The sequence below is a fragment of the Thioalkalivibrio denitrificans genome, assembly GCF_002000365.1.
Lineage (GTDB): Bacteria > Pseudomonadota > Gammaproteobacteria > Ectothiorhodospirales > Ectothiorhodospiraceae > Thioalkalivibrio_A > Thioalkalivibrio_A denitrificans.
Genome location: NZ_MVBK01000016.1, coordinates 1 through 12,321 on the forward strand (window position 1 = coordinate 1; position 12,321 = coordinate 12,321).

Below are 12,321 nucleotides of genomic sequence, written 5' to 3' on the forward strand. Positions count from 1 at the left end.
CAAGAAAAGTAACTCGGGCCGGCTGAAAGCCGGATCGAAACGCCTTTGACGTTGACTTTAACTTTGTGCCGCCAAAACCCCCTATACCCCCATGCCAACCCGACAAATACCACCCCACCACCCAAAGCTTGCAGCCCATCCACCCAGCCTGCAAGCTTCCTCCCCCATGAAGTGCGATCTCTTCCATGAACTGTCGGTGCCACCGTTCGGCGGCCGATCCGAGGCGCAGGTGTTCACCGACACGCTGGAGGAACTGGCCCTGGCGGACACGCTGGGTTTCACCACCGCCTGGGTGGTGGAGCACCACTTCATGCCGGAATACTCGCACAGCAGCGCCCCCGAGATGTTCCTGGCGGCCGCGAGCCAGCGCACGCGCAATCTGCGCCTGGGGCACGCCATTGTGCCGCTCCCCTACCACCATCCGGTGCGGGTGGCGGAGCGGCTGGCGACGCTCGACATCCTCTCTGAGGGGCGGGCGGAATTCGGTTTCGGGCGCGGATTCTCTCCCGCCGAATACGCCGCCTTCGGCGTGGAGATGGGCGACAGCCGCACATTGACCGAGGAAGCGCTGGACGTGGTGAAACGATGCTTTGGAGCGGAGCCGCTCAGTTTCCGGGGGCGGCATTTCCGCTTCGAGGGCCTGGACGTGGTGCCCCGGGTCGTGCAGCAGCCCCACCCTCCGCTCTGGACCGCTGCCGTCAGCCCCGAGAGCTTCGACCTGGCGGCGCGCCTGGGCGTCGGCGCTCTGGTGGGCCCCTTCAAGCCCTGGTTCATGGTGCGCGAGGACATCCGCCGTTACCGGGCAGCCTGGCAGGCGCACCACGGCAACACCCCGCCGGCCCCCGGACAGAACAACCGGCTGGCCATGACCGTGGGCATCCTGTGCCTTGAGGACGGGGCCCGTGCCCGGCGCGAGGCCAAGGCACCGTTCGAGTGGTTCTACCGGCGCCTGCTGGGCCAGACACGGCCGGTGCTGGAGAAGCTCTACGACTCCTACGAGTACTACCGGCGCATGGGGCGATTCCGGGGCATCATGGACCGGGCCGTGAACCTGAAGCTTCTGGATACCCTGGGCATGGCGGTGGTGGGCGACCCGGAACACTGCGCGAAGCGTCTCGAGGCACTCTCCACGACCGGAGTGGATCACGTGTTGTGCGCCTTTGGGGCCGGGGCCATGGATACCGGGATCGTGCGTGAATCCATGACCCTGTTTGCGCAGGAGGTGCTGCCACGCTTCGCGGCAGCATCGGACTGAGGCCCGTCATGAAGGTGGTCGTCACCGGCGCCGCCGGGCGCCTTGCCAGGGTACTGCTGCCACGCCTGCTGGCGGATCCGCAGATCAGTGCGGTGCACGGCGTGGACATCCGCCCCCTGCCCTTCTCGGACCCCCGCCTGGTGCATGTCCAGGCGGACATCCGCGATCCCGCCTGCGCGGAGCAACTGGAACAGGCCGACGCCCTGATTCACATGGCCTTTGTACTCATGGGTGGCGGGCTGGGCCGAACCCGCCACGACCGCGAAGCCGTCCGCAGGATCAACGTGGGCGGCAGCCGGCATGTGTTCACAGCCGCCGCGCAAGCCGGTGTGCCGCGTCTCGTGTTTGTTTCCAGCGCCGCGGTCTACGGCACGTGGCCGGACCTCCCCGCCCCGGTCCCCGAGGACACCCTCCTTCGCCCGCTGCCGGGCTTTGCCTACGGCGAGGACAAGGCGGCGGTGGAAACCTGGCTGGAGACCCTGGAGACCCGCCATCCCCATCTCCACGTGATCCGGCTGCGACCCCACGCCATCCTGGGCCCCCATGCCCATCCGGTGCTCGAAAGGCTGGTGCGCCAGCCCCTGGTGCCATTCTTGCGCAAACCCCTGCCGCTGACCCAGTGCGTCTGGGAAGAGGACGTGGCCGACGCCATCGTCATGAGCCTGCGCAGCGCGGCACGCGGGGCCTTCAACCTGGCCACCGATCCGCCCATGAGCCTCAGGGACATGATCCGGAGCCACCGCCGCTTCACCGTGCCTGTGCCCCTCTCCTGGCTGGCCGCAGCCCAGCGCATGGCCTGGTGGCTGACACCGGAGGCCGGCGAACCCGGCTGGGTCCGCGGCCTGCGCCACAGCCTGGTGCTGGACACCCGGCGGGCCCGGGAGGAACTGGGGTGGACGCCGCGGCGCGACACACTGGCGTGTATCGCGCCGAAGGATGAAGGTGGAAGGATGAAGGATGAATGATGCCCGGGGAAACCCAATCGGCCTGCACAACCGTTACAATCGGCCCCTTTCAACCTTCATCCTTCAACCTTCATCCTTCAGCTATGCTGCTGCCCCTCGCCGCCGTCATCTTCGGTTTTGCCGTGCTCATCTGGAGCGCGGACCGCTTCATCTATGGGGCGGCGGCGCTGTCGCGCAACCTGGGTGTGGCGCCGCTGGTGATCGGGCTCACCGTGGTGGGTTTCGGCACCTCGGCACCGGAGCTGCTGGTGTCGGCCTTTGCCGCCGCCCAGGGCAATCCGGGGCTGGCGGTGGGCAACGCCGTGGGCTCCAACATCGCCAACATCGCGCTGATCCTGGGGATCACGGCGCTGATCTCGCCGTTGATGGTGAGTTCGCGCATCCTGCGCCGCGAGATGCCGCTGCTGCTGGCGGTCATGGCGTTTGCCGGGTTGCTGCTATGGGACGGGCACCTGGGACGTCTGGACGGCGCCCTCCTCCTCCTGGCCCTGGCCGGTGTCATGGCCTGGATCATTCACACCGGGTTGCGCGGGCGCAGCGATGCCACCGACCCCATGGGCGCGGAGTTCGATGCGGAGATCCCCAGGGAAGTGCCCACGCCGCGTGCGCTGGCCTGGCTCGTGCTGGGGCTGGTGCTGCTGCTGCTCAGCGCCCGGGTCCTTGTATGGGGCGCGGTCAACGTCGCGGAGGTCCTTGGCGTCAGCGACCTGATCATCGGCCTGACGGTCATCGCCATCGGCACCAGCCTGCCGGAACTGGCGGCGTCCCTGGTGGCAGCCCGGCACGGGGAGCCGGACATCGCCATCGGCAACGTGGTCGGCTCGAACATCTTCAATCTCCTGGGCGTGCTGGCCTTTCCGGGCCTGCTCTATCCGGCCGCGTTCCCTCCCGAGGTGCTGACCCGCGACTTCCCGGTCATGGCAGGCCTGACGTTGCTCTTCCTGGTCATGGCCTTCAGGCTCAGGCGCCCCGGCCGCATCGGACGCCCGGGCGGGGCGCTGCTGCTGATGTGCTTTGTGGGCTATCTGGTGTGGTTGGGATACAGTATGTGAACTTCAGGTACAAGGGAAAAGGTACAAGGGACAAGGGTAATATCCCGAAACCAGTCCTTTTCCCTTGTACCTTTTCCCTGTCACCTTGTACCTGCCTTTTATGAAATTGCACCCTGACCAGACCCGCGAACTCGCCCTTGCCGTGCTCGACACGGAGGCGCAGGCGATCCTGGATCTCAGGGAACGCATTGACGAACACTTCATGCGCGCCTGCGAGTATCTGCTGGCCTGTACCAGCCGGATCGTGGTGACGGGCATGGGAAAATCCGGGCATGTCGGGAGCAAGATCGCGGCCACCCTGGCCAGCACAGGCTCCCCTGCCTTCTTCGTACACCCGGGCGAGGCGAGCCACGGGGACCTCGGCATGATCACGTCGGGCGATGTGGTACTCGCCCTGTCCAACTCCGGAGAAACGGACGAGCTGCTCACCATTCTGCCGATCATCCGCCGCCTTGGCGTGCCGCTCATTGCCATGACCGGCAACCGACAGTCCACGCTGGCCCGCGAGGCCACGGTGAGTCTGGACATCAGTGTGGCCAGGGAGGCCTGCCCGCTGGGGCTGGCCCCCACGTCCAGCACGACGGCCACGCTGGCCATGGGCGATGCCCTGGCGGTCGCCCTGCTGGAGGCCAGGGGATTCACGGCGGATGATTTCGCCCGGTCCCACCCGGGCGGACGGCTGGGTCGCCGGCTGCTGCTGCACGTGGCCGACATCATGCACACGGGCGAGCGCATTCCCAGGGTGCGGGCCGAGGCGCCGTTGCGCGAGGCACTGCTGGAAATCACGCGCCAGGGGCTTGGCATGACGGCGGTGGTGGACGAGCGCGATCACGTCATTGGCGTGTATACCGACGGCGACCTGCGCCGCACCCTGGATCGGGGCATCGACGTTCACGCCACCACCATCGGCGAGGTGATGACCCGCACCTTCAAGCAGGCTGCGCCGGGCATGCTGGCCGTGGAGGCCCTCAAACTCATGGAAGATCACAAGATCAGCGCATTGCCCGTGGTGGATGACAGCGACACTCTCGTCGGCGCGCTGAACATGCACGACCTGCTTCGGGCCGGCGTGGTGTAAGAACGGAACAGATACAAGATGCAAGATACAAGAGGCAAGTGAAGGACTATCCGGGTTTTACTTGCCTCTTGTATCTTGTCTCTTGCCTCTCATCACCGTCCTCTCAAACCAGCACCAATGCATCCATGACCACAGACCCGATCGAAGCCGCGAAAGCCATCCGTCTTGTCCTGTTTGACGTGGACGGGGTGCTCACGGACGGGAGCCTGTTCCTGGGTGATGGCGGCGAGCAGTACAAGGCGTTCAACTCCAAGGACGGGCACGGTATGCGCATGCTGGTGGAAAGCGGCGTGCAGGTGGGCATACTCACGGGCCGCACATCCGACGTGGTCACTCATCGCATGCGCGATCTGGGCATCGATCTGGTGATCCAGGGCCGGCGCGACAAGCTCGATGCCCTGGGCGGTCTCCTGGACCAGGCGGGCGTGAACGAAGCGGCCACCGCGTTCGTGGGCGATGACGTGGTGGATCTGCCGGTCATGCGCCGGGTGGGGCTGGCCATTGCGGTGGCCGATGCCCACCCAGTGGTGCGCCAGCAGGCCCACTGGGTCACGGCCCTGCCCGGGGGCCGGGGCGCTGCCCGCGAGGTCTGCGAGTTCATCATGCAGGCCCAGGGCAATCTGGATCGCATGATGGCGCAATACCTGACATGAGGCTGCGACACCTCACGCTGGTGCTGGTTGTCTCCACCGTCACCGCCGTCAGCTACTGGCTGAGCCGCGACGCCGAGCAGCGACTGGAGCTGCTGCTCACGCCCGGCGCGCTGGTGCCGGAACTGTTCATGGAGGACTTCATTTCGATGGAGACGGGGCCCGACGGATTGCCCAGACACCGCCTCTCCGGACAGCGCATGGACCAGTACCGCCACGACGGCAGCAGCCAGGTGCAGGCGCCGGTGATGATCCTGCACGGCGAACACGGCATCGACTGGACCGTTGTCTCCGAACTGGCCCACGTGTCGCCCGCCGGCGACGAGGTGTATCTGCAGGGCGAGGTACACATGGCCCGCCCGGCCGGGGCCGACCACCCGGAAGTGGACATCCACACCCGGGATGTCACCGTCTGGCCGCAAACGCGACAGGCCCATAGTGACGAGCATGTGGCGGTACGCAGTTCGCTTTACCATGTGGACGGGACCGGCATGCGCGCCAACCTGCAAACCAGCGTAGTGGAGTTGCTGCATGACGCCGACGGCACGTATTTCCCCTGACCGCACCCGCCGCGGCGGAGCCACCGGGCGTCTCGCCGCCATCGCACTGACGTTCGTGCTGGGTGCCGTCTGGATCCATGCGGCCCTGGCCGCCGAACGCGACCAACCCATCCGCATCCAGTCCGACACCGCCACGCTGGACGATCAGCGCGGCATCAGCGTGTACCGGGGCAACGTGGTGCTCACGCAGGGTGAGCTGGTCATCCATTCCGACACCCTCACCGTCTATACGCCGGGACGCGCCCTGACCCGCATGGAGGCCGAGGGCGATCTCGCCACGCTGCGTACGCTGACCGAGGACGGGCGCGAGATCCACGCCGAGTCCCTGCACATGGATTACCTCGCCGAGGAACGCCGCGTGGTGCTCACCGGCAGGGCCCGCGTCTGGCAGGAGGAGGACGAGTTCCGGGGCGAACGCATCGTCTACCACATGGACGACGAAACCCTGGATGCCGTGGCCGGCGAGGCCGGCCGCGTAGAGGTCATCATCACACCCCGGGAAGACCGGTGAGCCGGCTGGCAGCGCACGATCTGGTCAAGCGGTACCGAGGACGAACGCCGGTGGCGGGCGTGTCCCTCCACGTGGACAGCGGCGAAGTGGTGGGCCTGCTGGGGCCCAACGGGGCCGGCAAGACCACCTGTTTCTACATGATCGTCGGCCTCATCCCCAGCGACGGCGGGCGCATCACGCTGGATGATCGCGAACTGACGGGGCTGCCCATGCATGCGCGGGCGCGCATGGGCATCGGATACCTGCCCCAGGAAGCCTCGGTGTTCCGCAAACTCTCGGCCGCCGACAACATCCTGGCGGTGCTGGAGACACGGCGCGATCTGGACGCCGGCGGGCGCCGTGACCGGCTGGAAACGTTGCTCGAGGAATTGCAGATCACCCATATTCGCGACAGTCTCGGCATCAGCCTGTCAGGCGGCGAACGTCGCCGCGTGGAGATTGCCCGGGCCCTGGCCACCGAACCCGCGTTCATCCTGCTGGACGAACCCTTTGCCGGTGTGGATCCCATCTCCGTCATCGAGATCCAGCGCATCGTGTCGCACCTCAGGGAGCGGGAAATCGGCGTACTGATTACGGATCACAACGTGCGTGAAACCCTCGGCATCTGTGACAGGGGTTACATCATGAACGAGGGCAGGCTCATCGCCGACGGCACGCCGGACGTGCTGCTGGCGGACCCACAGGTGCGCAAATCCTACCTGGGAGAGCATTTCCGACTCTGAAGCTTGGGTACCCACCTACCTTTTGGAATGCGAATGCCGTGCCAAAACCCGTGCGCGCTACCCTATAATGGCGGTATGAACGCACGCCCGATGCCCGCAAACCCGCTCCCGCAACGCACGGGAACCATCGCGGCCCCCGCAACCCGCCGCCGGCCTCGACGCCGCCCGCGGCACATTGTCTGATACAGGATGCTGAAACCTTCCGTACAGCTGCGTCTTGGCCAGAACCTGACCATGACGCCCCAGCTGCAGCAGGCTATACGCCTGTTGCAGCTCTCCACGCTGGAACTCCAGGTCCAGATCCAGGAGGCGCTGGAGACCAACCCGATGCTGGAGGCGCTGGAAGGCGAGGAGGCACAGGTTGAGGCGGGGGAAGATGCGACTGACGCTGCCCCCAATGGCGAGGGCGGCCACGAGCATTCGAGTATCGAGGACGCCGCGCCGGCGGAGGAACGGTCCGGCGCCGACGACATCCCGGAAGAACTGCCGGTGGACAGCAACTGGGAGGATATCTACGACGTCACGCCGTTCAGCGGATCGGGCGGCGCGGCGGAGGCCGACGGGCGTGACCTGTTCGAGAACCAGAGCAGCGGAGGCGAGTCGCTGCGCGAGCACCTGATGTGGCAGCTCAATCTCATCCCCATGAGCGCCGAGGATCGCGCCATCGCCATGTCGCTGGTGGACGCCATCAACGAAGACGGCTACTTGAGCGAATCCCTGGAATCGATTCAGGCCAGTCTCTCGGACGACATGGACGGCGAACTCCCGCTGGAGGAGATCGAGGCGGTGCTGCACCTGGTACAACAGCTGGACCCGGCGGGCAGCGGCGCGCGCGACCTCTCGGAATGCCTGCTGATCCAGCTTCATCAGCTGCCCGCGGACACACCCTGGCTGGATGAGGCGAAGCGGCTGGTGCGCGATCATCTGGAGAGCCTGGGTTCACACGACTACCGGCAGCTCATGCGCGCGCTGCGGGTCAGTGAGAGCGAACTCCAGGAGATCGTGGCCCTGATTCAGGGCCTCAATCCCCGCCCGGGCGGGCTGATCAGCAACGAATCGCCCGAGTACGTAATCCCGGACGTCTTCGTGCGCAAGCACGAGGGCCGCTGGCAGGTGGAACTCAACCCGGACATTGCACCGCGACTGCGCATCAATCCCCTGTATGCCAGCTTCGTGCGCCGCGCCGACACGAGCCAGGACAATGTCTACATGCGCAACCACCTCCAGGAGGCCCGCTGGTTCATCAAGAGCCTGCAGAGCCGCAATGAGACACTTCTGCGGGTGGCCACGGCCATCGTCGAGCAGCAGCGTGGCTTTCTGGAGCACGGCGAGGAGGCCATGAAGCCCCTGGTGCTCCGGGATATCGCGGAACAGCTGGATATGCACGAATCCACTATCTCCCGTGTGACCACGCAGAAGTACATGCACACGCCGCGCGGCATCTTCGAGTTCAAGTACTTTTTCTCCAGCCATGTGGGCACTGCGGATGGCGGCGAATGCTCCGCCACCGCCATCCGGGCCATGATCCGGAAGCTGATCTCCGAGGAGCCCGCGGGCAAACCCATGAGCGACAGCAAGATCGCCGCCATACTGGTGGACCGCGGCATTCATGTGGCCCGGCGCACGGTGGCGAAGTACCGCGAGGCCATGGCGATTCCGCCCTCCAACGAGCGCAAGCGGCTCATCTGAGACCTTGTCGCACAGGCTGTCTTTCCCATTCACCCTACCTTGAGGAGTGCTTTATGCATATCAATCTGACCGGCCATCATGTGGACCTCACCCCGGCCCTGCGGGACTATGTCAACGAGAAGTTCGAGCGCCTGGAGCGCCACTTCGACAATGTCATTGACGTACACGTGATCCTCACCGTGGAAAAGCTCGTGCAAAAGGCTGAAGCGACCATGCAGGTCACCGGCAACAGCCTGTTCGCGGACGCCTCGCACCAGGACATGTATGCCGCCATCGACGCGCTGGTCGACAAGCTCGATCGCCAGGTGGTCAAGCACAAGGAAAAACTCAAGGACCACCACCGCGCCGAAGGGTCCCACCGCAACCACGGGGAATGATACGAACCCATGAATATCAGCGATCTTCTGACGCCGGCCAGTGTCGTCTGTTCCGATGAGGTCAGCAGCAAGAAGCGCGCGCTCGAGATGCTGAGCGAGATGCTTGCGGCGAGCCGCTCGGAGCTGGCCGCCGGGGATATCTTCAACAGTCTGCTGTCGAGGGAGCGCCTGGGAAGCACGGGGCTGGGGCACGGGGTGGCCATTCCCCACGGCCGCGTCCCGGGGATCGACACGGCCGTCGCGGCGATGCTCAAGCTCAGCCGTGGCGTGGACTACGATGCACCGGACCATGAGCCTGTGGACATACTCTTCGCCCTGCTCGTGCCCCAGGAATCCACCGACGAACACCTGCAGATCCTCGCTGCCCTTGCGCGCAGGTTCGCCGATCCTTCCACACTGGCCCGACTCCGGGTCAGCGAAGACAGCGAGGCGCTCTTTGCCGAGGTCAGTCAGTGGAACACCGATGCCGACCAGTGAGCCCGTTGAGGCATTGCGCATTAGCAGGCTATTGAAAAACAGCCTGCTATCGCGAGGCATGGATGCCTTGCTCGCGATTCAAACACGTAAGTGTTCGAATCGTCGTAGCCGCACACGGACATGCGCCGGGCGCGGCGCGTTGAAAAAGGGCAGGATAGCCCTTTTTCAACATCCTGATAGGGCATTCCAGGCGGATGCCTCGCGCGGTATCGGGCACCGCGCCCCGGCCCGTGGTCATCTCGTGACGCGGCTTTACCCAGGCGTATCGACACGACGGAGGCGCGCGGCGCAGCAGTCATGACCGAGTCGCTCACCGTGCGCAGCCTGGTCGACGCCATGGATGCACGCCTTGGCCTGAAGTGGGTCGCGGGCTACGGGGGCTGTGAACGCCGGCTTGCCCGGCACACCCAGGTGGAGGGACCGATCTCCCTGGTAGGGCACCTCAACCTCATCCATCCCAACCAGATCCAGGTCCTGGGCCGGGACGAGGTGACCTACCTGACCAACCTGCGCAAGAACTCCCAGCGCGACGTCATCGAACAGCTCACCAGCGGGCAATCGGTGCTGCTGATCATCGCCGACGGCGAAGAGCCGCCCGTCAGCCTGCAGGCGCAGGCGGAAAAGAGCGACATCCCGCTGCTGCGTACGCCCCTACCCAGCTACGAGCTCATCAACATCCTGCGCTACTTCTTCAGCAACAAGCTGGCCGAGACCATCACGCTGCACGGTGTCTTCATGGAGGTCATGGGCATCGGGGCCCTGCTCACCGGCAACAGCAGCGTGGGCAAGAGCGAGCTGGCGCTGGAGCTGATCAGCCGCGGTCACCGCCTGATCGCTGACGATGCGCCGGAGTTCGCGCGCATCACCCCCGACATCCTGCGCGGCACCTGTCCGCCCGTGCTGCAGGATTTCCTGGAAGTGCGCGGCCTGGGCGTGCTCAACATCCGCTCCATGTACGGGGACAGCGCCATCAAGGAGAGCAAGTACCTGCGGCTCATCGTGCGCCTGTTCGACCTGGGACACCCGGAGGAGCAGGAGACGGACCGCCTGCACGGCGGGCGGCAGACACGGGTTATCCTCGGACTGGAGATCCCCGTCATCAGCCTGCCGGTGGCACCGGGCCGCAACCTGGCCGTGATGGTGGAAGCCGCGGTGCGCAATCACCTGCTGCGCCTCAAGGGCTATTATGCCGGGGAGGATCTGGCGGCCCGCCAGCGCCGGGCCATGCAGGAGGACGACGACCTATGAGGCTGATCATCGTCAGCGGCCTGTCGGGTTCCGGCAAGACGGTGGCCCTGCACGCGCTGGAGGACGCAGGCTACTACTGTGTCGACAATCTTCACTTGGGGCTGCTGACCGCTTTCGTCCGCCAGCTGATGACGCCCAAGATGCCGCTCTACGAGACCGCGGCGGTGGGCATCGACGCCCGCTCCGGCATCGAGGAACTGGACCACTTCGGCGAGATCATCGAGGAGATCCGCGGCCTCGGGGTGAACCTGCAGATCATCTTCCTGCGCGCCGACGAGGAGGTCCTGCTACGCCGCTTCAGCGAGACCCGCCGCAAACACCCGCTCGCCCGGCGGGGTGTACCCCTGATGGAGGCCATCAGCCTGGAGCGCAGCCTCCTGTCACGCATCGCGGTGCGGGCGGACCTCACGGTGGACACCACCCGCACCAACGTGCATCAGCTCACCCACCTCATCCGCGACCGTGTGGAACAGGCCGGCGACCAGGGCCTATCCCTGCTGTTTCAGTCGTTCGGGTTCAAGCACGGCGCCCCGGTGGACTCTGATTTCGTGTTCGATGTACGCTGTCTGCCCAACCCTTACTGGGAGCCGATGCTGCGCAATCTCACGGGGCAGGACGAGGCCGTGGTGTCCTTCCTGGCCCAGTACGAGGTGGTGGATCGCATGTTCGAGAGCCTGCGGGATTTTCTGGCGCACTGGATTCCCTGGTTCGAGCGGGAACATCGCAGCTACCTGACGGTCTCCTTGGGATGCACGGGTGGCCAGCATCGCTCGGTATACCTGACCGAGCGCCTGGCCCGCCATTTCCGGGAAAGCCGCGGCACGGACGTGAGCACGCGCCACCGTGAACTGAGCTGAACCCGAACGAACACGGTAATTCCATCATGGCAGTCGGCCTTCTGATCATCACCCACAACCGCATCGGCGAGGACCTGCTCAGCACGGCCAGATCCATGCTGGGACGACTGCCGCTGGAAACGGCCTGGCTGCCCGTTTCCCAATCCGGCGACCCTGACGATCTCCTCGCCCTGGCCACCGAGTATCACCGCAAGCTGGACGTTGGCGACGGGGTGCTCGTGCTCACCGACATGTACGGGTCCACACCAAGCAACATCGCCACGCGACTGCTTCATTATCCGAAAACCCAGGTGATCGCAGAGATCAATCTGCCCATGCTGGTGCGGGTGCTCAACTATCCACAGCTGCGCCTGCACGAACTGGTCAACAAGGCAATCAGCGGAGGTCACGACGGCATCGTGCTGTGCGAGACGGAATGCTGATGATCCAGCGTGAACTGACCATCATCAACCGCCTGGGCATGCATGCCCGGGCAGCCGCCAGATTCGTCAGCCTGGCCTCCCGCTATGACAGCGAGATCGAACTGGAAAAGGGGAATCGCCGCGTGAACGGCAAGAGCATCATGGGTGTCATGATGCTGGCCGCAAGCCGCGGCTCCACGGTGCGACTGCTGATCGACGGCGAGGACGAGGAATCGGCCATGGACGCGCTGACCGACCTGATCGAATCCCGCTTCGGCGAAGCCGAATGATCAGGGGCACCCCGCCTAAGCTTTAACCCGCATATTTCACCAAGGCGGCCGGCGGCTTCGTGCAACCTTCTGAATGAGTGGCATAAATCGGCATGTCTGGGGGAAATGCCGCGGCGACGGTTTGTACCTCCGCCGCCGGCCTATCGCGATGCTTGCGGCCTCTGGGCCTGTCTAGCCCCAATGTTGCAT

General features: G+C 65.3%; 15 protein-coding genes. All 15 read left to right on the plus strand.

Going from position 1 to position 12,321, the window contains the following annotated elements; genetic code table 11:
* Positions 1–166: 166 nt before the first annotated feature.
* The 15 genes from B1C78_RS02730 to B1C78_RS02800 all read left to right on the plus strand — a co-directional run bounded on the left by B1C78_RS02730 (position 167) and on the right by B1C78_RS02800 (position 12,132).
* Complete coding sequence (locus B1C78_RS02730) at positions 167–1,255, plus strand: LLM class flavin-dependent oxidoreductase (RefSeq protein WP_077277611.1); 1,089 nt, start codon at positions 167–169, stop codon at positions 1,253–1,255.
* 8 nt (positions 1,256–1,263) lie between these two features.
* Positions 1,264–2,220 carry an NAD-dependent epimerase/dehydratase family protein gene (locus tag B1C78_RS02735; protein ID WP_077277612.1) on the plus strand — a complete coding sequence of 319 codons (957 nt, stop codon included), beginning with the start codon at positions 1,264–1,266 and terminating at the stop codon, positions 2,218–2,220.
* A gap of 83 nt (positions 2,221–2,303) precedes the next feature.
* Positions 2,304–3,272, plus strand: coding sequence for a calcium/sodium antiporter (locus tag B1C78_RS02740; RefSeq protein ID WP_077277613.1), 969 nt, complete (start codon positions 2,304–2,306; stop codon positions 3,270–3,272).
* Positions 3,273–3,372: 100 nt separating this feature from the next.
* A complete protein-coding gene (locus B1C78_RS02745; protein WP_077277614.1) occupies positions 3,373–4,350 on the plus strand; it encodes a KpsF/GutQ family sugar-phosphate isomerase in 978 nt (325 codons plus the stop codon).
* 125 nt (positions 4,351–4,475) lie between these two features.
* Positions 4,476–5,003 (plus strand): KdsC family phosphatase, encoded by a 528-nt coding sequence (locus B1C78_RS02750; RefSeq protein ID WP_077277615.1) that lies wholly within the window; start codon positions 4,476–4,478, stop codon positions 5,001–5,003.
* The gene (gene lptC / locus B1C78_RS02755) at positions 5,000–5,560 is read left to right on the plus strand and encodes an LPS export ABC transporter periplasmic protein LptC (protein WP_077277616.1); all 561 of its coding nucleotides are present in this window, start codon (positions 5,000–5,002) and stop codon (positions 5,558–5,560) included. Before B1C78_RS02750 ends, lptC begins: the two co-directional genes overlap by 4 nt.
* Positions 5,532–6,071: a lipopolysaccharide transport periplasmic protein LptA gene (lptA, locus tag B1C78_RS02760; RefSeq protein WP_077277617.1), complete on the plus strand. Its 540-nt coding sequence runs from the start codon at positions 5,532–5,534 to the stop codon at positions 6,069–6,071. The genes lptC and lptA overlap by 29 nt, the downstream gene beginning before the upstream one ends.
* Positions 6,068–6,793, plus strand: a complete 726-nt coding sequence (lptB, locus tag B1C78_RS02765) for an LPS export ABC transporter ATP-binding protein (RefSeq protein ID WP_077277618.1) — start codon at positions 6,068–6,070, stop codon at positions 6,791–6,793. Before lptA ends, lptB begins: the two co-directional genes overlap by 4 nt.
* A gap of 189 nt (positions 6,794–6,982) precedes the next feature.
* Positions 6,983–8,482 (plus strand): RNA polymerase factor sigma-54, encoded by a 1,500-nt coding sequence (locus B1C78_RS02770; protein WP_175628216.1) that lies wholly within the window; start codon positions 6,983–6,985, stop codon positions 8,480–8,482.
* Between the two features lie 53 nt (positions 8,483–8,535).
* Positions 8,536–8,859 carry a ribosome hibernation-promoting factor, HPF/YfiA family gene (gene hpf, locus B1C78_RS02775; RefSeq protein ID WP_077277619.1) on the plus strand — a complete coding sequence of 108 codons (324 nt, stop codon included), beginning with the start codon at positions 8,536–8,538 and terminating at the stop codon, positions 8,857–8,859.
* A 9-nt stretch (positions 8,860–8,868) separates the two neighbouring features.
* Positions 8,869–9,336: a PTS sugar transporter subunit IIA gene (locus tag B1C78_RS02780; protein WP_077277620.1), complete on the plus strand. Its 468-nt coding sequence runs from the start codon at positions 8,869–8,871 to the stop codon at positions 9,334–9,336.
* A gap of 297 nt (positions 9,337–9,633) precedes the next feature.
* Positions 9,634–10,584 carry an HPr(Ser) kinase/phosphatase gene (hprK, locus tag B1C78_RS02785; protein ID WP_077277621.1) on the plus strand — a complete coding sequence of 317 codons (951 nt, stop codon included), beginning with the start codon at positions 9,634–9,636 and terminating at the stop codon, positions 10,582–10,584.
* Complete coding sequence (rapZ, locus tag B1C78_RS02790; RefSeq protein WP_077277622.1) at positions 10,581–11,441, plus strand: RNase adapter RapZ; 861 nt, start codon at positions 10,581–10,583, stop codon at positions 11,439–11,441. The genes hprK and rapZ overlap by 4 nt, the downstream gene beginning before the upstream one ends.
* Before the next feature lie 26 nt (positions 11,442–11,467).
* Complete coding sequence (locus B1C78_RS02795; protein WP_077277623.1) at positions 11,468–11,863, plus strand: PTS sugar transporter subunit IIA; 396 nt, start codon at positions 11,468–11,470, stop codon at positions 11,861–11,863.
* Complete coding sequence (locus B1C78_RS02800) at positions 11,863–12,132, plus strand: HPr family phosphocarrier protein (RefSeq protein WP_077277624.1); 270 nt, start codon at positions 11,863–11,865, stop codon at positions 12,130–12,132. Before B1C78_RS02795 ends, B1C78_RS02800 begins: the two co-directional genes overlap by 1 nt.
* The last annotated feature ends 189 nt before the right edge of the window (positions 12,133–12,321 follow it).